The following is a 20,848-nucleotide window of genomic DNA, read 5'->3' as shown; positions in this document are numbered from 1 at the left end:
AGTTCAGCATTTTATCAATGCTAAACTCTATTTTTGAATTTAGTTCATTATCTCCTATTAATGAGATATTGTTGTACTGAATTTATTTGTGCAAATTAACAAAAATCATTGGCTTGATTTTACTATTTAACTTCAATTTTGCAATCTGCCAACTGAAATCTAATTACTGAGCACTTTCTTCCAAAGCTTCCCAAAATTCGTAAGCTCTTCTTAAATGAGGAATAACTATAGTTCCACCAACTAAAGTAGCAATTCCCATGGCTTCCATCATTTCTTCTTTTGTAATACCTTCTTTGTGTGAGGTTTCCAAATGGTATTTTATGCAATCATCACATCTAAGAACAGTTGAAGCTACTAAACCCAAAAGTTCTTTAGTTTTTACATCTAATGCACCTTCTGCGTAGGCATTAGTGTCTAAATTGAAAATACGTTTTACAATTTTATTATTGTCAGCCAATAACTTTTCGTTCATTTTAGAACGATATTCATTAAATTCTTTAACTTGATTGCTCATCTGCTTTTAAACTTCTTTTTACTACGAAAGCCGATATAAATATACTGACTTCATAAATTAATAACATAGGAATTGATACTATAACCTGGCTAACCACATCTGGTGGCGTAACTATTGCAGCTACAAAAAGAATAATTACAATGCCATATTTTCTGTATTTTCTAAGAAACTGTGGTGTAACCAAGCCTAATTTGCTTAAGAAATAAATGATAATTGGTAATTCGAAAAACAAACCACATGCAATTACAGATGTTTTTATCATACCTATATAGGAATCAACATTGAATTCGTTTTTAATAATACTACTTACAGTAAATGTGGCAAAAAAGTTTACCGACATTGGAACAATTATGTAGTAACCAAATAAAACGCCTAGAAAGAATAAAATTGAAGCTACAAAAATGAAATATTTAGCATTTTTTCGTTCTTTTTCATAAAGCGCCGGACTAATAAAACTCCATAACAACCATAATATGTATGGAAAAGCAAAAATAAATCCAGCCGTTATACAAGTCCAAATTAATATAGTGACTTGACCTTCCATATCAGTATTTTGAATCACAAAAGGTAATTCAGTAACACAAATACTTTCCTGAAATCCAACATAGTTAGATAACTCACAAAACAAACGATAAGTTATAAAATTTGGATTTGTTGGTCCGAAAATAATATTTTCAAATATAAAATCACTTATGAAAAAAGTTGCTATTGCTCCAATTAGAACAGCAATTGTACTTCTTACCAACAACCATCTTAATTCTTCAAGATGTTCCATAAAGGACATTTCCTTCATTTCTTTTTTAGCCATTATACAATTCCTTCTTTTAAAATATCGTGTAAATGAATCACTCCTTTATATTCATTATTATCAACTACAACTAATTGTGTAATTGAAAAATCTTCCAATATGTTTAGTGCATCAACTACCATATCAGATGTTTTTATTGTTTTTGGATTTACTGTCATAATATCTTTTGCAGTTAATCCTGTAATGGTTTCTGTTTTATTTAGCATTCTTCTGATGTCGCCATCCGTTATAATACCAACTACTTTATCATTTTCAATAACAGCAGCAACACCTAATCTTTTCTCAGAAATTTCAACAATAACATTTTTGATGCTTGAGTCTGGACTCACAAATGGTTTTCTGCTGGTATCCAACATATCTTGAACTCGCAATAATAATTTTTTACCTAAAGCGCCACCTGGATGATATTTTGCAAAATCTTCAGCTTTAAAATTTCTCATTTCCATTAAAGCAACTGCCATAGCATCACCCATAACTAACTGTGCTGTTGTGCTATTAGTTGGAGCCAAATTATTTGGACAAGCTTCACTTTCTACATAAGTATTTAAGGTAATATCAGATTCTTTTCCTAAAAATGAAGTTATATTACCTGTAATTCCAATTAGTTTATTACCAAATCTTTTTAATAACGGAACCAAAACTTTTATTTCTGGACTATTACCACTTTTTGAGATACAAATAACAACATCTCCATCTTGAACCATACCTAAATCACCATGAATAGCTTCAGATGCATGTAAAAACATAGAAGGAGTTCCAGTTGAGTTCATTGTGGCAACAATTTTTTGTGCGATAATAGCACTTTTTCCAATTCCAGTTACAATTAAACGTCCTTTGGTATTGTAAATAATTTCAACGGCTTCTACAAAGCTATTGTCAATGAAATCAGTAAGTTTTGCAATTGATTGGCTCTCTGATAAGAGTGTTTTTTTGGCCGATTCAATGATATTTTCTTTAGTTATCAAAATAGATTTGTTATAAAATTTGTATGAATAAAAGAAAGTTGTATATTTATGGTTGCAAATTTATGTAAAAATACTATTAAGTAAGAATGAATTCAAACGAAATTGACATACACAAAGAATTAAAAAAATATTTTGGTTTTAACCATTTCAAAGGTTTACAAGAAAAGGTTATCAAAAGTATTTTGGCAAAAGAAAATACATTTGTAATTATGCCAACAGGTGGCGGAAAGTCATTGTGCTATCAACTGCCTTCGCTTGTTCAAGAAGGAACTGCAATTGTAGTTTCTCCTTTGATTGCTTTAATGAAAAATCAAGTTGATGCTATAAGAAGTGTATCAACGAATGATGGCATTGCGCATGTATTAAATTCGTCATTGACTAAAACCGAAATCAATCAAGTAAAAAAGGATATTACTTCTGGAATAACTAAACTATTATATGTAGCACCAGAATCATTAACAAAAGAAGAATATGTTGAATTTTTACAATCTGTTCCAATCTCTTTTGTAGCTATTGATGAAGCGCATTGTATTTCAGAATGGGGACATGACTTTAGACCTGAATACAGAAATTTACGAACTATTATTAAACAACTTGGGAATGTTCCTGTTATTGGATTAACCGCTACAGCAACTCCAAAAGTTCAAGAGGATATACTTAAGAATTTAGATATGTCTGATGCTACTACTTACAAAGCATCGTTCAATCGTCCGAATTTATTTTATGAAGTACGAACAAAAACCAAAAATATTGAAGCTGATATAATCCGATTTATAAAACAAAACAAAGGTAAATCAGGAATTATATATTGCTTAAGCCGAAAGAAAGTTGAAGCAATCGCCGAAGTTTTACAAGTAAACGGTATCAGTGCTGTTCCTTATCATGCAGGTTTGGATGCAAAAACTAGAGCAAAACATCAAGACATGTTCCTTATGGAAGATGTTGAAGTTGTTGTTGCAACAATAGCCTTCGGAATGGGAATTGACAAACCAGACGTTCGTTTTGTAATTCATCATGATATTCCAAAATCTTTAGAAAGTTACTATCAAGAAACAGGTCGTGCAGGTCGTGATGGAGGAGAAGGACATTGTTTAGCGTATTACTCTTATAAAGATGTAGAAAAGTTAGAAAAATTCATGTCAGGTAAACCAGTTGCTGAACAAGAAATTGGTTATGCTCTTTTACAAGAAGTAGTTGCCTATGCGGAAACTTCTATGTCAAGACGTAAGTTTTTATTACATTATTTTGGTGAAGAATTCGATAGTGAAACTGGTGAAGGTGCTGATATGGACGACAATGTTCGTAATCCAAAAGCTAAAGTTGAAGCTAAAGACAATGTCAAAAAATTATTAGAAGTTGTTCGCGATACCAAATATTTATACAAATCTAAAGAAGTTGTTTTTACCTTAATTGGAAGAGTAAATGCAACCATAAAAGCTCATAGAACCGATACGCAATCCTTTTTTGGTTGCGGAAAAGACCAAGAAGAACGCTATTGGATGGCTTTAATTCGTCAAGTTTTAGTTGACGGAATGCTTACAAAAGATATTGAAACCTACGGAATTTTGAAAGTTTCAGATAAAGGGCACGACTTCATTAAGAATCCAACTTCATTCATGATGTCAGAAGACCATGAATATAATGAAGCAGAAGATGATGCCATTGTAACTGCAGCTAAATCTTCAGGAACTGCTGATGAAGCTTTGATGGCGATGTTGCGTGATTTACGTAAAAAAGTAGCTAAAAAATTAGGTGTTCCACCTTTCGTTGTTTTTCAAGATCCATCTTTAGAAGATATGGCTTTGAAATACCCAATTACTATGGATGAATTAATAAATATTCATGGAGTAGGTGAGGGTAAAGCTAAGAAGTATGGAAAAGAGTTCGTAGAATTAATTAGCAGATATGTTGAAGATAACGACATTATTCGTCCTGATGATTTAGTTGTAAAATCTACTGGAGCTAATTCGGCAAATAAATTATATATCATTCAAAATATTGACAGAAAACTTTCTTTAGAAGATATTGCTTCTGCCAAAGGAATGAAAATGGATGATTTGCTAAAAGAAATGGAGCAAATTGTATATTCAGGAACAAAATTGAATATCAAATATTGGATTGATGAAATACTAGATGAAGATCAACAAGAAGAGATTCACGATTATTTCATGGATTCAGAAACCGATAAAATTGAAGATGCTCTAAAAGAATTCGACGGCGATTATGATATCGAAGAATTACGATTAATGCGAATTAAATTTATTAGCGAAGTAGCTAACTAGGATGCAGTGTTCAGTGTTCAGTTGACAGAACTGATTACTGAGCACTGATTACTGCTAACTGTAAATTTCTCCTCGATGCGGTTTCAAAGCATCACGAACTTGAATCATATTTTCGTCAGTAACTACCATAAATGCTATGGCATACATATCGTTTAAAACTTCAAATCCAGTGATGTTAATTGGTAGTTTTTCTATTGCAATATATTCTTTCAAATGAATTTCGTGATGTTCAGCTGTTTTTGCTGCAACTTCACCACGAAAATCCCATATAAGTTTTATTTTTCTTGACATCTTTAATAAAATTGAACGTCAAAGATAACTTTTTATTAAATTTGAAGAAATTCAAGATTATGAAATGTTTCAAATATGTATTTTTTATTTTCTCAATTACATGTTCAGCTCAAAACCTTACTTTGAGTGATGCAAACCATCTAGCTTCTTTACCTATAAAATGTCTTCAACAAGAATATCCTAATAAGTTAGGTCAAATGCTTATTGATAGTACAGAGATAAAATCTCCAAAAGAGCTTCATCCAACTTTTTATGGCTGTTTTGATTGGCATTCTTCTGTTCATGGTCATTGGAGTTTAGTTTATTTACTTAAGAAGTTTCCAAATCTTGAAAAAAGAGATGAGATTATTCAAAAGTTAAAAATAAATCTTTCAAAGCAAAATATTCAATCTGAAATAGATTACTTAAATAAAAAGCATGAAAAATCATTTGAACGAACTTATGGATGGAATTGGTTATTGAAATTACAACTTGAACTTGAAACTTTTGATGATCCATTTGCAAAAGAACTAGCTCAAAACTTAAAGCCTTTGTCTAATTTAATTATTGAAAGATATATAGAGTTTTTACCAAAACTATTATATCCAATTCGAGTTGGAACACATTCTAATTCAGCTTTTGGCTTGACTTATGCTTGGGATTATGCTGTTTTTTCTAATAATATTGAGTTTCAAAATGTAATAAAATCCAATGCAAAGCGATTGTATTTGTCAGATAAAAATTGCCCATTTAGTTGGGAGCCAAGCGGAACCGATTTTCTTTCTCCTTGTTTTGAAGAAATGGCACTTATGCAACGTGTTTTGCCAAAAAATGAGTTCATTGTTTGGTTAAAAAAGTTTGCTCCGCAGTTGTTTAGTAAAAAGTTTACTATTGAAACTGCCAAAGTTTCTGATAGAACTGATGGACATTTGGTACATCTAGACGGATTAAATTTTAGTAGAGCATGGAATCTTTATTACCTTATCAATCAATATCCTAAAGAGTTTTCGCATCTAAAAAAAGTTGCCGATATTCATTTAAATTTTTCTTTGCCTTCAATTGTAGATGGAAATTATGAAGGAGAACATTGGTTAGCTTCCTTTGCTTTAAGAGCATTTGAAGAAAAAAAATAATTCATTTGATTACTTTTGTCAAAAATTACCTTTATGCCTCGCGAAATTCAAACTCAAGTCTCACCAGAAGTAGCTCACAACGAATCATTAATTAATGAACATGTTGCAAGATTATTGAATACTTCTGTGAAGGAAATTCAAAAGGTTGTGGTTTTAAAACGCTCAATTGATGCACGTCAAAAAGCTATTAAATTCAATATAAAAGCAACCGTTTTTTTTAAAGGTGAAGATTTTATTGAACAAAAAATTGAACTTCCAGAATATAAAAATGTTTCTAATTCACAAGAAGTTATAATTGTTGGTGCTGGTCCAGCTGGACTTTTTGCCGCTTTACAATTAGTTGAATTGGGTTTAAAACCTATCGTAATTGAAAGAGGAAAAGATGTTCGTGGTAGAAGAAGAGATTTGAAAGCCATTAATGTTGATCATATAGTTAACGAAGATTCCAATTACTGTTTTGGTGAAGGTGGCGCAGGAACTTATTCTGACGGAAAATTATACACGCGTTCCAAAAAGCGTGGAGATGTTGACAGAATTTTGAGATTATTAGTAGGTTTTGGAGCTTCAGATGATATTTTGGTAGAAGCTCATCCACATATTGGAACCAATAAACTACCACAAATTATTCAAGACATTCGTGAAAAAATTATTGAATGTGGCGGACAAGTTTTGTTTGAAACTCGCGTAACTGATTTTATTATAAAGAATAACGAAATTCAAGGAATTGTAACTCAAAAAGGTGATACTATTTCGGCAAATAAAGTTATTTTAGCAACAGGGCATTCAGCTAGAGATATTTTTGAATTATTAGATAAAAAGAAAATTTTTATCGAAGAAAAACCATTTGCATTAGGAGTTAGAGCAGAACATCCGCAGGAATTAATTGATAAAATCCAATATTCGTGTGATTTCCGTGGTGAATTTTTACCGCCATCACCATATTCTATTGTAAAACAAGTCAATGGTCGCGGAATGTATTCATTTTGCATGTGTCCAGGTGGCGTAATTGCGCCTTGTGCAACAAGTCCAGGCGAAGTTGTAACTAATGGTTGGTCACCATCAAAACGTGATCAAGCTACTGCTAATTCGGGAATAGTTGTCGAATTGAAATTAGAAGATTTTAAACCCTTTGCTAAATTCGGAGCACTTGCCGGAATGGAATTTCAGAAAGCTATCGAACAAAAAGCATGGCATTTAGCTGGAAAAACTCAAAAAGTTCCAGCACAACGAATGGTTGATTTTACTCAAAATAAAGTTTCTAGTTCCATCCCAAAAACTTCCTATGTACCAGGAACGACTTCTGTAGAAATGGGACAAGTTTTTCCTGGATTTCTATCTCAAATTATGAGAGAAGGATTTAACGAATTTGGCAAAACAATGCGAGGATATTTGACAAACGATGCCATTCTTCATGCTCCAGAAAGCAGAACATCATCGCCTGTTAGAATTCCGAGAGACAACGAAACGTTGGAACATGTTCAAATAAAAGGTTTGTATCCTTGTGGTGAAGGCGCTGGTTATGCTGGCGGAATTATTTCTGCTGCCATCGATGGCGAAAAATGTGCTTTAAAAATAGCTGAAACTTTAAATATGCTCTAAAAAAATAGGTTATGAAGAATTTCATCATTTTAATTTTAATAGCTTTTTCTTTTCAAATTGGTTTTGCTCAAGTTGAACATGTAAATCAATTGTATAGTAATGGCAAACCCAAAGAAGTTGGTACATATGTCGACGGAAAGAAAAATGGTGAATACATTACTTATTACGAAAATGGTACTATGAGATCTTATGCCAATTATATTTTCGGAAAACGACAAGGTGTTCAAAAAGAGTTTTATAAAAATGGTCAGCTTAGGTCGGAATTAGAATGTGTTAATGATGTTTGTCACGGAATTAGTAAGACTTATTATATAGACGGAAAATTAGAATCTTCTTCACGTAATAAAAATGGAGTTAAAGATGGAAAAGTTGTCGGTTACAACAAGGATGGAGTATTGACTGTGAAGGAAGAATGGGATAACGGTAAACTTGTAGGAGAGAGTGTTTATTATTACGATTCAGGTCAAATTAGAAGAAGAGTAGTTTTAGACAAAAAAGGAAATGTAAAAACAACAGAGTCTTACTACGAAAATGGGAAGAAAAACTTTTTTTCTGATGTTGATAAAAATGGTAATGGCGTAAATTATTCCATTTTTCCAAATGATACTGTGATGTCAAGAAATTATGTGAAAAATCATAAAGTTTATAAAGAGGAAACGTTTTCAGAACAAGGTAAACCAAAGAAAATAACAGAATACAACGATGACCGAACATATAAAAATGTTAAGAGTTTTGATGAAAATGGAGTTTTAAGTATAGAAACAATTTATCAATCGTATTCTGAACAAACAACAATAGAATATAAAGGTGATATTATCGAAAAAACGAAACATAAAAATGGCTATCGTGATGGCAATTTTGAGTCTTTTTATTTGAATGGTACTTTAGCTGAAAAAGGAACTTATCTTAAAAGTGCAAAAATAGGAAAGTGGAAATCCTATTATGAAGATGGAGCAATAAAATTCATTGGAAATTACGCTAAAATTGGAGATTTTAGTAGTTATAAAGATAGTATTCATACCTATTATTATAACTCAGGTCAAATTGAGAAATTAGAAAATTATTACATTGCAAAGCTACATAGAGGAAGTAATAAACCTGACGATTTTTACGAAAGAACATACAAAACTGGTCAATGGAAAACGTTTTACGAAAGTGGTAAATTAAGTCAAATTGCCAATTATAAAGAAGATCGATTATTTGGTGAATTTATTGACTATTTTGACGATGAAAGCAATTCAATTAAATACAAATGTACTTATCGCAATGGAATGAAAATTGGATTGGAACAAGAGTATTTTGAAAATGGAAAGCTCTATAAGTCCAAAGAAAAAGACAGTAATGGGTATCAAATAGGAAAAGATATTGTCTATTTTGAAAACGGTATTGTAAAGGAATTAACCGAGTATTTTGATAGTCAAAAACATGGAAAGTACCTTCAAAATTATAAAAACGGAAAACCAAAAGTTGAAGGACGCTACAATTCAGGACAAGAAATAGGAATTTGGAATTATTACTACAACAACGGAAAATTGTTCAAGTCAATTAGGTATGATGAAGGCGTTAAAGAGAAAACATTCTTTTATAATGATGGAGTAAAATTTGCACATATTTTATATGATTATGACGAAGATAGCGCCAATGAAACCTATACTTTTTACAATAAATTTGGAGCAACTATTTCGTTTCAAGAGTTGTTTGACAAGAAATGTGATAATTGTAAAATAATCGAATTTAATGTAACTATAAATACAGAAGAAGATGATATCTTTTTTGTAAATTTAAGTGCAATGGATGAAGTTCAGAAAAGATCAATAAGTTCAAATTTTACTTTCAATTCAGTCAATCATAAATAAAAAAAAACCGCTTATTTTCACAAGCGGTTCTTTAATTAGCAATTAGTTCTTTTTCAATCTATCTTTAAAAACCTTTTCAAATTTTTCAATTTTGGGTTGAATTACCATTTGGCAATAAGGTTTGTCTTTGTTGTTTTCATAGTAACCTTGGTGATATTCTTCTGCTTTGTAGAATTTTTTCAAAGGTTCTAAAGTCGTTACAATTTTATTCGCAAATACTTTTTCATTCAACTCTGCTATAATTTCTTCAGAAATTTTTTTCTCATTTTCGTTTTTATAAAAAATTACTGAGCGATATTGCGTACCAACATCTGCACCTTGTCGATTTAGTGTTGTTGGGTCGTGAACGGTAAAAAATACTTGAAAGATTTCATCTAAGTTGGTTTTAGTTTTATCGTAAGTTATTTCTACAACTTCTGCTGCGCCAGTTCTACCAGTGCAAACTTGCTCATAACTTGGATCTTCTACCATTCCACCAGCATAACCAGAGTAAACGCTTTTCACACCTTCCAGGTTTTGATAAACGGCTTCTACACACCAAAAACAACCACCACCAAGAACAATAGTTTCTAGATTTGCAGAATTTACAGCTACACCATCTGGAACAAAATCTAGCGAAATAGCATTCATACAATATCTTTTACCTGTTGGCTCTGGACCATCGTCAAATAAATGTCCTAAGTGTGAATCACATCGTCCGCAATTGGCTTCAATTCTTCTCATTCCATAAGAATTGTCATCTTTAAAAGTGATGCTTTCTTTGTTTTCTTGTTCAAAAAAACTTGGCCATCCGCAACTACTTGTGAATTTTTGATTGGATTTAAAAAGCTTATAACCGCAAGCAGCACAATAATAAGTTCCTTTGGTTTCATCTTTCCACATGGTTCCTGTAAAAGCTCTTTCGGTATCTGCTTCTCTTGCTACAGCATACAAATCAGGTGATAAAACTTTTTTCCATTCGGCATTCGAAAGATTTAGTTTGTTAGTATCCGTATTTGAATAGTAAGGATTTTCGGGTTTACTAATTACATTTTCCATAGCTGAAGTATCTTTTTTTGAAATTTTTTTGTTTGATTGTCCACAAGCCGTTAGCGTAAGCAAAGGAATCAAAAACAAAATAGTGATTAATTTTTTCATAACAATTAAATTAATTGATGTACAAATTTACAATAGAAGTACGTTGCAAAATGTCATACAGTTTACAAATTGATATGATTTAAGTAAAGTTTAACGGTTGTTGACGCTACTAAATTCTGTTAGGATTTATTTTTTCGTATTTTTGACCATCATAAAAAATATATGAAAGAAGAACAAGTAATTTTAGTCAACGAAAAAGACGAACCTATTGGTTTAATGAACAAACTCGAAGCTCACGAAAAGGCAGTTTTGCATCGTGCGTTTTCAGTATTTGTTTTAAATGATAAAAATGAAGTCATGTTGCAACAACGTGCACATCACAAATATCATTCGCCTTTACTTTGGACAAACACTTGTTGCAGTCATCAACGTGCTGGAGAAACCAATATTGAAGCAGGAAAACGTCGTTTATTTGAAGAAATGGGTTTCAAAACTGAGTTGAAGGAATTATTTCATTTCATCTACAAAGCACCATTTGATAACGGTTTAACCGAACACGAACTAGATCACGTTATGATTGGATATTCCAATGAAGAACCTAACATCAATTGTGAAGAAGTAGAAAGTTGGAAATGGATGACTATTGAGGATATCAAAGACGATATGATTCAAAATCCTGATATTTATACAGTTTGGTTCAAAATAATTTTTGATGAGTTTTACCACTATTTAGAAGACCATAAATTATAATTTCTGTCACGCTGAGCTTGTCGAAGTGAAAATACTGAATCCTTTAATCGCAAATCCTAAATCAAAATGAAAGTTACCGTTTCAAGAAAAGCACATTTCAACGCAGCACATCGATTGTATCGAAAAGATTGGTCTATGGAGCAAAACGATTTGGTTTTTGGAAAATGCAATAATCCCAATTTTCATGGACACAATTATGAATTAATCGTTTCTGTAACAGGAGATATTGACCAAGAAACTGGTTTCGTAATTGATGTAAAAATTTTATCAGATTTGATAAAAGAACATATTGAAAATGCTTTTGATCATAAAAATTTGAATCTTGATGTTCCAGATTTTACCGATTTAAATCCAACTGCTGAAAATATTGCGGTTGTGATTTGGAATAAATTAAGGAAATACATTGATACTAATAAAGAATTAGAAGTGGTTCTTTATGAAACACCAAGAAATTTTGTAACTTATAAAGGAAACTAATATGTCTTTAAAAATAGGAGATAAGCTTCCCAGTTTTTCAGCAAAAGATACTAATGGAAACATTTTTAATTCACATGACTATATTGGAAAACAACCACTTGTAATTTACTTTTATCCAAAAGATGATACGCCTGGATGCACAGCGCAAGCTTGTAGTTTTAGAGATAATTATCAAGAATTTAAAGATTTAGGAGCTGAGGTAATCGGAATTAGTTCTGATACAGTGACTTCTCACTTAAAATTCAAAAGCAAATTCAATCTTCCGTTTATTTTACTTTCAGATAATGATAAAAAATTGAGAAAGCTTTTTGGTGTTCAAAACAGTTTGTTTATAATTCCAGGTCGTGAAACCTTTGTAATTGATAAACAAGGTGTGGTGATAATGGTTTTTAATAGTATGTCATCTGAAATTCATATTACAAAGGCACTAAAAGTTTTGAAAAAATTGACAAATTAGTTTTGGGTTAGCTATACTTTTTAACCATTCACCGAACTTGCTATGTAATTGATAGAAATTATTAAAACGTTACGTTAAAAATATCCATCTTTGCATCTAAAATTATAACAAATGAAATTTTATCCCTTGCAATTTCAACCTATTCTTAAAGATAGAATTTGGGGAGGAACAAAACTGAAAGATTATTTAAACAAACCAATTTCATCTGAAATTACAGGTGAAAGTTGGGAAATCTCTACCGTAGAAAATGATGTTAGTGTAATTGCTAATGGAGTTTTTGCAGGAAAATCGTTAAACGAATTAATAAATGAATCTCCAAAGCAAGTTTTAGGAACAAAAGTTTATGAAAAGTTCGGAAAACAATTCCCACTACTTTTTAAATATCTTGATGCTCGCGAGGATTTATCTATTCAAGTGCATCCAAATGATGAATTGGCAGCAAAACGTCATAATTCCTTTGGTAAAACCGAGATGTGGTATGTTATGCAAGCCGACAAAGATGCAAGATTAATAGTAGGTTTTAAAGAAAAATCCTCTCAAAAAGAATATTTAGAAAATCTTGAAAACAAAACTTTAATTGATATTCTGGATACAAAAAAGGTAAAAAAAGGAGACGTTTTCTTCTTAGAAACTGGAACGGTTCACGCAATTGGAGCAGGAACAGTAATTGCAGAAATCCAACAAACATCTGACATTACTTATAGATTATACGATTTCGATAGAGTAGATGCAAATGGGAATACACGTGAACTTCATGTTGATTTAGCTTTAGATGCCATAAATTATGATGTAGTTGATGCTGAAAAAAGCTATTCGAAAGTTAAAAACGAAGCTAATGCAATAGTTGATTGTCCTTATTTTACAACAAATTTTATTCCTCTTGATGGAAGTTTAGAAGTTGTAAATGATGAAAATTCCTTTTTAGTTTATATGTGTGTTGAAGGAAGTTTTGAATTAAAACATGATGATGTAACCTATTCTTATAAAACTGGTGATACGGTTTTAATTCCTGCAAAAATGAGCGAATTTGAAATTCACGGAAAAGCATCTATGTTAGAAATTTACATTTCTTAACTTGTATTCAAAAGATTATGTGTAATTTTGCACCTGAATTTAAAAAATAAAGAAAATGCCAAGCGTTAAAAATTTAAAAAAAGACATCAACTTCGTTTTAGGAGATATTATTGAAGCAGTTTATATTCACGAAATGACTAGCGAAGGAAAGCCAACAGCAGCTACCAATGCAGTTATAGATGAAGCAATTACATCTTTTGATGCTTTAATCGTTAAGGTTAATGCAAAAAATGTAGAAAATAAAAAAGCGCATTTCAAACAAATCAATGCAGAATTAGAACAAACTGCAAATCAATTGATTGAAAAAATCAACGCACTTTAATAAAAAAAATCATCAAAAAAGTGCAAAAAAGTTTTGGAGATTTAAAAATCACTATTATATTTGCACCACAATAATGACGCCAGCGTAGCTCAGTCGGCTAGAGCAGCTGATTTGTAATCAGCAGGTCGTGGGTTCGAGTCCCTCCGCCGGCTCTTCGTAAAACCATCACAGCAATGTGGTGGTTTTTTTATTTGAATTAAATCCATAAAAAAAATCCGCCTTGTTTGTACAAGACGGATTTTGTATTTATACAAGAAAATTTACTTTCTTTTAATTACTCTTTCTACAGCTTCAACAATTGCTTCGTTGTTAAGTTTGTATTTATTCATTAATTGTTCTGGAGTTCCGCTTTCACCAAACGAATCTTGAACTGCAACAAACTCTTGTGGTGTAGGATTATTTAAAGCTAATGTTCTTGCAACACTTTCTCCTAAACCACCAAGTATATTATGTTCTTCTGCTGTAACTATACAACCTGTTTTAGCAACAGATTTTAAAATTGCTTCTTCATCCAAAGGTTTAATGGTGTGAATATTGATAACTTCTGCTGAAATTCCTTTTGCTTCTAATGCTTCTGCAGCGATTAAAGCTTCCCAAACTAAATGACCTGTAGCGATAATAGTTACATCTGTTCCTTCGTTTAACATAATTGCTTTTCCAATTACGAAAGGTTCGTCAGCTGGCATAAAATTAGGCACGACAGGACGACCAAAACGCAAATAAGCTGGACCATGATGATCTGCTAATGCAATTGTTGCTGCTTTTGTTTGATTGTAATCACAAGTGTTGATTACAGTCATTCCTGGTAACATCTTCATCAAACCAATATCTTCTAATATTTGGTGTGTTGCTCCATCTTCACCCAAAGTCAAACCTGCGTGTGAAGCACAAATTTTCACATTTTTATCCGAGTAAGCTACCGATTGACGAATTTGATCGTAAACTCTTCCAGTAGAAAAGTTAGCGAAAGTTCCTGTAAATGGAATTTTTCCACCAATAGTTAATCCAGCTGCAATTCCAATCATGTTTGCTTCTGCAATTCCGATTTGGAAAAAGCGTTCTGGATGATTTTTTTTGAAATCGTCAAACTTTAACGAACCAATTAAATCGGCGCAAAGTGCAACAACATTTTCGTTTTTCTGTCCCAATTCGGTCATTCCTGCGCCAAATCCTGAACGTGTATCTTTACTTCCTGTGTTTGTATATTTTTTCATTTTAATAAATTGAAAGAAAAAAGATTTTAAAATTAGAAGATTAACAGAGATATCTGAAATCTGAAATCTGAAATCTAAAATCTGCAATCTAAAATTAATAATCTCCTAAAGTTGCTGCGTTTTGTCCTAAAGCATTTGCTAATTGTTCGTCACTTGGTGCTTTTCCATGCCAAGCATGAGTATGCATCATGAAATCTACACCATTACCCATTTCGGTATGAAGAATTACGCAAACCGGTTTTCCTTTGCCTGTTCTTGATTTCGCTTCGTTCATTCCAGCGATAATTGCTTCAATATTGTTTCCTTCGCTAATTTCTAAAACATCCCAATCGAAAGCTTCAAATTTAGCTTTCAAGTTGCCCATGTTCAAAACGTCTTTAGTAGAACCATCAATTTGTTGTCCATTGTAATCAACAGTTGCAATTAAATTGTCTACATTTTTTGCAGAAGCATACATAATTGCTTCCCAGTTTTGACCTTCTTGCAATTCACCATCACCTGTAAGAGCGTAAACTAAATGATTGTCGTTATTAAGTTTTTTTGCTTGAGCAGCTCCAATTGCAACAGATAAACCTTGGCCTAATGAACCTGAAGCAACTCTTACACCAGGTAAACCTTCATGTGTTGTTGGATGTCCTTGCAAACGTGTGTTTAATTTTCTGAAAGTAGCTAATTCAGAAACTGGGAAATAGCCACTTCTTGCTAAAACGCTATAAAAAACTGGAGAAATATGACCGTTTGACAAGAAGAAAATATCTTCATTTGTTCCGTTCATTTCAAATCCTTCGTTGCGTTTCATGAGGTCTTGGTAAAGTGCTACTAAAAATTCTGCACAACCAAGAGAACCTCCTGGATGACCTGAATTTACGGCATGAACCATGCGAAGAATGTCTCTTCGTACTTGTGTTGTAAAATCTTGTAGTTGTTGAATGTTAGACATTTTATGTAGTTATAAATTATAATTTGTCAAAAGTAAATCTATTTTTTTGGTGAGACAAAAGATTTTATTACAAGTTATCAAGATATTGGCAGTCAATTTTATAATTTATAAATGATTTTATGTAAATGATTTCTTTTTTTCAGAACTAGTTTTACAGCAATCCAAAACTCTATGAAAAGTTCAAAAAAAATATATTATTTAGTTGATTCTCTCGATGATTTCAGTTTTTTAAAAGGAATTGGTGAAGATATAGGATACCAAATAATTGTTTACCTAGATGGAAAATTCATGTTAAGAACATTAGAACTTCAAGAAGAAAAACCCGAAATAATTATTTTAGATATACATATGCCAATTTTTAATGGTGAAGAAATAGTAGAAATAATTAGAAAAAAGGAATCTTTAAAGCATATACCTATAATTATGATTTCTAGTGCTTATCCAAAAAAGTTAATTAACGAATTCAATAAATTAGGAGTAAAACACCTTTTTAAGAGAAATAATTTAAGAGATTTTAAAGGAACTTTAGAAAAGGTTTTAGAGGAGTCAATGAAAATGGATGAGGTTGAATGTAACTAAATTTATGTAATCCGATTTATAATCAAGACAGAACATTTATTGTTTGGAAAGTTTTTTATTTTGAAAATCATAAATCATTATTAAAAAATTGCATTTCGTAATTCAAGTTTTTTAATTCTGTTATCTTTGCGAATTGAAAATGCCTATATGAAATTCGATTTATTACAAAAAGATGCCCACTCTAAAGCTAGAGCTGGAAAAATCACCACAGACCATGGAGTTATTGAAACTCCTATTTTTATGCCAGTTGGAACTGTTGCCTCTGTAAAAGGAGTGCACCAACGCGAGTTAAAAGAAGAAATTAATCCTGATATTATTCTAGGGAATACCTACCATTTATACCTTCGTCCACAAACAGAAATTCTTGAAAAAGCTGGTGGATTACATAAATTTATGAATTGGGATAGAAATATCTTGACCGATTCTGGTGGTTATCAAGTATACTCGCTTTCGGCAAACAGAAAAATAAAAGAAGAAGGAGTAAAGTTCAAATCGCATATTGATGGTTCTTACCACTTTTTTACTCCAGAAAATGTGATGGAAATTCAACGTACTATTGGTGCTGATATTATCATGGCATTTGATGAATGTACACCTTATCCATGTGATTATCGTTATGCACAACGTTCTATGAAAATGACACATCGTTGGTTGGATAGATGTATTAATCATTTGGAAAAAGTTCCAGTAAAGTATGGTTATGATCAAGCATTTTTTCCAATTGTTCAAGGAAGTACTTATAAAGATTTGAGAATGCAAAGTGCCGAATACATTGCCAATTCTAATCAAGTAGGAAATGCTATTGGAGGACTTTCTGTTGGTGAGCCAGCCGAAGAAATGTATGCAATGACAGAGGTTGTTTGTGATATTCTTCCAGAAGACAAACCACGTTATTTAATGGGAGTTGGAACTCCAATTAATATTTTAGAAAATATAGCACTTGGTGTAGATATGTTCGATTGTGTAATGCCTACTCGTAATGCAAGAAACGGAATGTTATTCACAGTAAACGGAACCATAAACATTAAAAATAAGAAGTGGGAAGATGATTTTTCTCCTTTAGATGAAATGGGAATAACTTTTGTTGATACCGAATACACAAAAGCTTATCTTCGACATTTATTTGCTGCCAATGAGTATCTTGGAAAGCAAATAGCAACTATCCACAATTTAGGTTTTTATATGTGGTTGGTTCGTGAAGCAAGAAAACATATTATTGCTGGCGATTTTAGAGTTTGGAAAGAAATGATGGTTAAGCAAATGAGTCAAAAATTATAGAAAAGTTTAAAAAGTTTAAGAGTTTAAGAGTTTAAGAGTTTAAAGGTTAAAGAGTTTTGTTTGATAAAACAGTATTAAACCATCTAAACTAACTTAAACAATTTTAAACCATATTAAACAAAAGAAAACTATGCTTACAATATTAGATAAATACATATTAAAACGCTATTTAACCACATTTTCTGTAATGTTGTTGATGTTTATTCCTATTGGGATAACCATTGACGTATCTGAAAAGGTCAATAAAATGATTGAGAACAATGTACCTTTTAGTGCGATTGCTCAATATTATGTCGATTTTACTATCTATTTCGCTAATTTACTTTTTCCTATATTTTTATTTCTATCTATTATTTGGTTTACTTCAAAACTTGCTAATAATACTGAAATTATAGCCATATTAAGTTCAGGAATTTCATTTACAAGATTTTTGAGACCTTATATTATAGGAGCAACAATAGTTTCAATATTTGCTTTGTTGATGGGATTCTTTTTAGTTCCAAAAGCCAGTGAAGGATTTAAAAACTTTAGATACATGTATCTTATTGGAAACGGACAAAATGAGATGCGAGATAACTCAGATGTTTATCGTCAAATCAATAAAGACGAATACATTTATGTAAGTAGTTTTAATTCGGTTTCTAAAATGGCATTCAATTTTTCTATGGAAAAATTTGAAAAAGACAAATTAAAATACAAAGTATCTGCTAGTAGAATAAAATGGAATCCAAGAGATAGCTCCTATACTTTATTTGATTTCAAAAAGAGAAAAGTTGGTGAGTTAGGCGATGTTATTATTTCTGAACAACGAAAAGATACGGTTCTTAATTTTGATTTAGAAGATTTAACACCTGTTGTTTACATTGCAGAAACATTATCTTATTTTGATTTGATTAAATTTATTGAAAAAGAAAAAACTAGAGGTTCTACAAATATCAACACTTATTTAGTGGTTTTATATAAAAAATATAGCATACCTGTTTCTGCTTTTATTCTTACAATTATTGCTGTAGCCGTTTCTTCAATGAAGCGAAGAGGAGGAATGGGAATTAATCTTGCTATTGGTATTTTGCTTGCTTTTGCTTTTGTATTTTTAGACAAAGTTTTTGGCGTTTTGGCAGAAAAATCATCAGCACCACCAATAATCGCAGTGTGGATTCCAAACATACTTTTTGGAATCTTAGCAATATATTTATTACGTAATGCTAAGCGATAACAACAAAAGTTACTTACACCTTCATTTGATAGTTTTCATTTGGGGTTTCACGGCAATTCTAGGAAGACTAATTACTCTTGACGCTTTACCGTTGGTTTGGTATCGAATGTTGTTTGCTGTTGGCTTTATCTTTATTTACATCAAATACAAAAGAATGCCTATAAAGATTCCTAAGCGAATTCTTTTGAAGTTTCTTGTTGCTGGATTAGTAATTGCACTTCATTGGTTTACTTTTTTTAGAGCCATCAAAGTGTCAAATGTTTCTATTACACTTGCTTGTTTATCAACAGGTGCATTTTTTACTTCTCTTATCGAACCTGTTTTCTTCGGAAAAAAGATTATTTGGTACGAAATTTTCTTCGGATTGATTGTCGTTTTCGGACTTTCAATCATATTTAATGTAGAAGGAAGATATGTTGAAGGAATTGTTTTAGCATTAACTTCTGCTTTTCTTTCTGCTTCTTTTGCAGTTATCAATAGTAAGTTTGTTAAAGATTATGATCCAACTGTAATTTCTTATTACGAGTTGGGCGGAGGTGTTTTGTTTTTCTCAATATTCCTACTTTTTACCAATAGTTTTAATTCTGAATTTTTCCAACTGACTACTTCCGATTTTGTTTATTTATTGATATTAAGTTCGGTTTGTACAGCTTATGCTTTTATTGCCTCAACCGCGGTTATGAAATTTTTAAGTCCTTATACCGTGATGCTTACCATTAATTTAGAGCCTATTTACGGAATCATTCTTGCGGTTCTAATTTTTGAAGATAAAGAGCAAATGAGTCCGCAATTTTATGTTGGAGCTGTGATTATCATAATAACTGTTATTTTAAACGGAATTATAAAAAGCAGATTAAAAGCAACTTAGCTTTTGTTTACAACTTATCGTGTAAAATTACTTTTACAAAAGATTTAAAATTTTATCTTTGTAGTTCGAATTTTAATTAAAACGCACAAATCCTATGGAATATTTAGATTTTGAGCTTCCTATTAAAGAGTTGGAAGACCAATTAGACAAATGTCAGATTATTGGTCTAGAATCAGATGTTGATGTAACCAATACTTGCAAACAAATCGAGAAAAAACTTGAAGAAACAAAGCGTAAAATATACAAAAATTTAACAGCTTGGCAACGTGTTCAACTTTCTCGTCATCCTAATAGACCTTATACTTTAGAGCATATTACAACTTTAACTAAAGGAACTTTTTTAGAACTTTTTGGAGACAGAAATTTTAAAGACGATAAAGCCATGATTGGTGGTTTAGGTCAAATTGACGGACAATCATTCATGCTTATTGGTCAACAAAAAGGAATCAATACCAAAATGCGTCAGTATAGAAATTTTGGAATGGCAAATCCTGAAGGCTATAGAAAAGCATTGCGTTTGATGAAAATGGCCGAAAAATTTGGAATCCCTGTAGTTACTTTTATTGATACTCCTGGAGCATATCCTGGTTTAGAAGCAGAAGAAAGAGGTCAAGGAGAAGCAATTGCAAGAAATATTTTTGAAATGTGCCGTCTGAAAGTGCCAATTATTTGTGTAATTGTTGGTGAAGGTGCTTCTGGTGGAGCTTTAGGAATTGGTGTTGGTGATAGAGTTTTAATGATGGAAAACACTTGGTATTCTGTAATTTCTCCTGAATCTTGTTCTTCAATTTTATGGAAAAGTTGGGAATATAAAGAGCAAGCTGCCGATGCCTTAAAATTGACTTCAGCTGATATGAAAAAGCAAAAATTAGTGGACGATATTATTCCAGAACCACTTGGTGGTGCTCATTATGATAAAGAAACAACTTTCAAAACGGTAGAGCAATATATCATGAAAGCTTTTAATGAATTGAAAGATTTATCAACAACTGAATTAGTTTCCCAGAGAATGGACAAATACAGCAAAATGGGCGAATATAAAGAGTAAAATCTTACAAAATTAATCAAAATCCGTCTCGTCCTAAAAGCTAGGATTAGACGGATTTTTTTTAGGTTGTTAACAAAAAATACTTAGTTATAAACAATAAATAGTAATAACTAAAGTTCAT

General features: G+C 31.5%; 21 protein-coding genes and 1 tRNA gene. 15 read left to right on the top strand and 7 right to left on the bottom strand.

The window, feature by feature from the left end; all coding sequences use genetic code 11:
• Positions 1-163: 163 nt before the first annotated feature.
• From ABD766_RS11225 to ABD766_RS11215, 3 genes are read right to left on the bottom strand one after another with little or no spacing between them, the layout of a single operon-like run.
• Positions 164-514, bottom strand: coding sequence for a carboxymuconolactone decarboxylase family protein (locus ABD766_RS11225; protein ID WP_344816778.1), 351 nt, complete (start codon positions 512-514; stop codon positions 164-166).
• The gene (gene tatC, locus ABD766_RS11220) at positions 498-1,322 is read right to left on the bottom strand and encodes a twin-arginine translocase subunit TatC (protein ID WP_344816777.1); all 825 of its coding nucleotides are present in this window, start codon (positions 1,320-1,322) and stop codon (positions 498-500) included. The genes ABD766_RS11225 and tatC overlap by 17 nt, the downstream gene beginning before the upstream one ends.
• Positions 1,322-2,287, bottom strand: a complete 966-nt coding sequence (locus ABD766_RS11215) for a KpsF/GutQ family sugar-phosphate isomerase (protein ID WP_344816776.1) — start codon at positions 2,285-2,287, stop codon at positions 1,322-1,324. The genes tatC and ABD766_RS11215 overlap by 1 nt, the downstream gene beginning before the upstream one ends.
• Positions 2,288-2,373: 86 nt before the next feature.
• Between ABD766_RS11215 and recQ the strand changes: the two genes are divergently transcribed.
• A complete protein-coding gene (recQ, locus tag ABD766_RS11210) occupies positions 2,374-4,569 on the top strand; it encodes a DNA helicase RecQ (RefSeq protein WP_298304381.1) in 2,196 nt (731 codons plus the stop codon).
• A gap of 54 nt (positions 4,570-4,623) precedes the next feature.
• On the opposite strand, the gene ABD766_RS11205 is transcribed toward recQ, so the two are convergent.
• Positions 4,624-4,860, bottom strand: a complete 237-nt coding sequence (locus tag ABD766_RS11205) for a hypothetical protein (protein WP_298304379.1) — start codon at positions 4,858-4,860, stop codon at positions 4,624-4,626.
• Between the two features lie 59 nt (positions 4,861-4,919).
• Between ABD766_RS11205 and ABD766_RS11200 the strand changes: the two genes are divergently transcribed.
• From ABD766_RS11200 to ABD766_RS11190, 3 genes are read left to right on the top strand one after another with little or no spacing between them, the layout of a single operon-like run.
• Positions 4,920-5,972 (top strand): DUF2891 domain-containing protein, encoded by a 1,053-nt coding sequence (locus tag ABD766_RS11200; RefSeq protein ID WP_344816775.1) that lies wholly within the window; start codon positions 4,920-4,922, stop codon positions 5,970-5,972.
• A 33-nt stretch (positions 5,973-6,005) separates the two neighbouring features.
• Positions 6,006-7,571 (top strand): NAD(P)/FAD-dependent oxidoreductase, encoded by a 1,566-nt coding sequence (locus tag ABD766_RS11195; RefSeq protein WP_344816774.1) that lies wholly within the window; start codon positions 6,006-6,008, stop codon positions 7,569-7,571.
• An 11-nt stretch (positions 7,572-7,582) separates the two neighbouring features.
• Entirely contained in the window at positions 7,583-9,427 is a 1,845-nt protein-coding gene (locus ABD766_RS11190) for a toxin-antitoxin system YwqK family antitoxin (RefSeq protein WP_344816773.1), read from the top strand.
• A gap of 42 nt (positions 9,428-9,469) precedes the next feature.
• Here the strand turns inward: ABD766_RS11190 and ABD766_RS11185 are convergent, their stop codons facing one another.
• Positions 9,470-10,564: a bifunctional methionine sulfoxide reductase B/A protein gene (locus tag ABD766_RS11185; protein WP_425556579.1), complete on the bottom strand. Its 1,095-nt coding sequence runs from the start codon at positions 10,562-10,564 to the stop codon at positions 9,470-9,472.
• 162 nt (positions 10,565-10,726) lie between these two features.
• On the opposite strand from ABD766_RS11185, the gene idi reads away from it, so the two are divergent.
• The 6 genes from idi to ABD766_RS11155 all read left to right on the top strand — a co-directional run bounded on the left by idi (position 10,727) and on the right by ABD766_RS11155 (position 13,736).
• Entirely contained in the window at positions 10,727-11,254 is a 528-nt protein-coding gene (idi, locus tag ABD766_RS11180; protein WP_344816772.1) for an isopentenyl-diphosphate Delta-isomerase, read from the top strand.
• Between the two features lie 66 nt (positions 11,255-11,320).
• The gene (locus ABD766_RS11175) at positions 11,321-11,731 is read left to right on the top strand and encodes a 6-pyruvoyl trahydropterin synthase family protein (RefSeq protein ID WP_344816771.1); all 411 of its coding nucleotides are present in this window, start codon (positions 11,321-11,323) and stop codon (positions 11,729-11,731) included.
• Position 11,732: 1 nt separating this feature from the next.
• Complete coding sequence (locus tag ABD766_RS11170) at positions 11,733-12,188, top strand: peroxiredoxin (protein ID WP_344816770.1); 456 nt, start codon at positions 11,733-11,735, stop codon at positions 12,186-12,188.
• Positions 12,189-12,299: 111 nt separating this feature from the next.
• On the top strand, positions 12,300-13,262 hold the full coding sequence (locus tag ABD766_RS11165) for a type I phosphomannose isomerase catalytic subunit (protein ID WP_344816769.1): 963 nt from the start codon (positions 12,300-12,302) through the stop codon (positions 13,260-13,262).
• A 55-nt stretch (positions 13,263-13,317) separates the two neighbouring features.
• Positions 13,318-13,584, top strand: a complete 267-nt coding sequence (locus ABD766_RS11160) for a hypothetical protein (RefSeq protein ID WP_298304362.1) — start codon at positions 13,318-13,320, stop codon at positions 13,582-13,584.
• A 78-nt stretch (positions 13,585-13,662) separates the two neighbouring features.
• A tRNA-Thr gene (locus tag ABD766_RS11155) sits at positions 13,663-13,736 on the top strand.
• A 108-nt stretch (positions 13,737-13,844) separates the two neighbouring features.
• On the opposite strand, the gene ABD766_RS11150 is transcribed toward ABD766_RS11155, so the two are convergent.
• Positions 13,845-14,798: a transketolase family protein gene (locus ABD766_RS11150; RefSeq protein WP_344816768.1), complete on the bottom strand. Its 954-nt coding sequence runs from the start codon at positions 14,796-14,798 to the stop codon at positions 13,845-13,847.
• Positions 14,799-14,892: 94 nt separating this feature from the next.
• On the bottom strand, positions 14,893-15,738 hold the full coding sequence (locus ABD766_RS11145; RefSeq protein ID WP_344816767.1) for a transketolase: 846 nt from the start codon (positions 15,736-15,738) through the stop codon (positions 14,893-14,895).
• Positions 15,739-15,909: 171 nt separating this feature from the next.
• Between ABD766_RS11145 and ABD766_RS11140 the strand changes: the two genes are divergently transcribed.
• The 5 genes from ABD766_RS11140 (at position 15,910) to ABD766_RS11120 (ending at position 20,727) form a co-directional block, all read left to right on the top strand.
• Complete coding sequence (locus ABD766_RS11140) at positions 15,910-16,317, top strand: response regulator (protein ID WP_344816766.1); 408 nt, start codon at positions 15,910-15,912, stop codon at positions 16,315-16,317.
• Positions 16,318-16,464: 147 nt separating this feature from the next.
• Complete coding sequence (tgt, locus tag ABD766_RS11135) at positions 16,465-17,595, top strand: tRNA guanosine(34) transglycosylase Tgt (RefSeq protein ID WP_344816765.1); 1,131 nt, start codon at positions 16,465-16,467, stop codon at positions 17,593-17,595.
• 130 nt (positions 17,596-17,725) lie between these two features.
• Positions 17,726-18,811: an LptF/LptG family permease gene (locus ABD766_RS11130; RefSeq protein ID WP_344816764.1), complete on the top strand. Its 1,086-nt coding sequence runs from the start codon at positions 17,726-17,728 to the stop codon at positions 18,809-18,811.
• Positions 18,798-19,679 (top strand): DMT family transporter, encoded by an 882-nt coding sequence (locus ABD766_RS11125; protein ID WP_344816763.1) that lies wholly within the window; start codon positions 18,798-18,800, stop codon positions 19,677-19,679. The genes ABD766_RS11130 and ABD766_RS11125 overlap by 14 nt, the downstream gene beginning before the upstream one ends.
• Before the next feature lie 94 nt (positions 19,680-19,773).
• Positions 19,774-20,727 carry an acetyl-CoA carboxylase carboxyltransferase subunit alpha gene (locus ABD766_RS11120; RefSeq protein ID WP_298304349.1) on the top strand — a complete coding sequence of 318 codons (954 nt, stop codon included), beginning with the start codon at positions 19,774-19,776 and terminating at the stop codon, positions 20,725-20,727.
• Positions 20,728-20,848 lie beyond the last annotated feature (121 nt).

The sequence above is a fragment of the Flavobacterium cheonanense genome (assembly GCF_039539185.1).
GTDB classification, from domain to species: Bacteria; Bacteroidota; Bacteroidia; order Flavobacteriales; family Flavobacteriaceae; genus Flavobacterium; species Flavobacterium cheonanense.
Note: the sequence above shows the minus strand (reverse complement) of the source record. Positions and strands in the feature narration are given on the sequence as shown.

Excerpts from the sequence above, each read along its gene's own strand:
- ABD766_RS11225 (WP_344816778.1), bottom strand. The coding sequence starts at position 514 with ATGAGCAATCAAGTTAAAGAATTTAATGAATATCGTTCTAAAATGAAC.
- tatC (WP_344816777.1), bottom strand. The coding sequence starts at position 1,322 with ATGGCTAAAAAAGAAATGAAGGAAATGTCCTTTATGGAACATCTTGAA.
- recQ (WP_298304381.1), top strand. The coding sequence starts at position 2,374 with ATGAATTCAAACGAAATTGACATACACAAAGAATTAAAAAAATATTTT.
- ABD766_RS11205 (WP_298304379.1), bottom strand. The coding sequence starts at position 4,860 with ATGTCAAGAAAAATAAAACTTATATGGGATTTTCGTGGTGAAGTTGCA.
- ABD766_RS11200 (WP_344816775.1), top strand. The coding sequence starts at position 4,920 with ATGAAATGTTTCAAATATGTATTTTTTATTTTCTCAATTACATGTTCA.
- ABD766_RS11195 (WP_344816774.1), top strand. The coding sequence starts at position 6,006 with ATGCCTCGCGAAATTCAAACTCAAGTCTCACCAGAAGTAGCTCACAAC.
- ABD766_RS11190 (WP_344816773.1), top strand. The coding sequence starts at position 7,583 with ATGAAGAATTTCATCATTTTAATTTTAATAGCTTTTTCTTTTCAAATT.
- ABD766_RS11185 (WP_425556579.1), bottom strand. The coding sequence starts at position 10,564 with ATGAAAAAATTAATCACTATTTTGTTTTTGATTCCTTTGCTTACGCTA.
- idi (WP_344816772.1), top strand. The coding sequence starts at position 10,727 with ATGAAAGAAGAACAAGTAATTTTAGTCAACGAAAAAGACGAACCTATT.
- ABD766_RS11175 (WP_344816771.1), top strand. The coding sequence starts at position 11,321 with ATGAAAGTTACCGTTTCAAGAAAAGCACATTTCAACGCAGCACATCGA.
- ABD766_RS11170 (WP_344816770.1), top strand. The coding sequence starts at position 11,733 with ATGTCTTTAAAAATAGGAGATAAGCTTCCCAGTTTTTCAGCAAAAGAT.
- ABD766_RS11165 (WP_344816769.1), top strand. The coding sequence starts at position 12,300 with ATGAAATTTTATCCCTTGCAATTTCAACCTATTCTTAAAGATAGAATT.
- ABD766_RS11160 (WP_298304362.1), top strand. The coding sequence starts at position 13,318 with ATGCCAAGCGTTAAAAATTTAAAAAAAGACATCAACTTCGTTTTAGGA.
- ABD766_RS11150 (WP_344816768.1), bottom strand. The coding sequence starts at position 14,798 with ATGAAAAAATATACAAACACAGGAAGTAAAGATACACGTTCAGGATTT.
- ABD766_RS11145 (WP_344816767.1), bottom strand. The coding sequence starts at position 15,738 with ATGTCTAACATTCAACAACTACAAGATTTTACAACACAAGTACGAAGA.
- ABD766_RS11140 (WP_344816766.1), top strand. The coding sequence starts at position 15,910 with ATGAAAAGTTCAAAAAAAATATATTATTTAGTTGATTCTCTCGATGAT.
- tgt (WP_344816765.1), top strand. The coding sequence starts at position 16,465 with ATGAAATTCGATTTATTACAAAAAGATGCCCACTCTAAAGCTAGAGCT.
- ABD766_RS11130 (WP_344816764.1), top strand. The coding sequence starts at position 17,726 with ATGCTTACAATATTAGATAAATACATATTAAAACGCTATTTAACCACA.
- ABD766_RS11125 (WP_344816763.1), top strand. The coding sequence starts at position 18,798 with ATGCTAAGCGATAACAACAAAAGTTACTTACACCTTCATTTGATAGTT.
- ABD766_RS11120 (WP_298304349.1), top strand. The coding sequence starts at position 19,774 with ATGGAATATTTAGATTTTGAGCTTCCTATTAAAGAGTTGGAAGACCAA.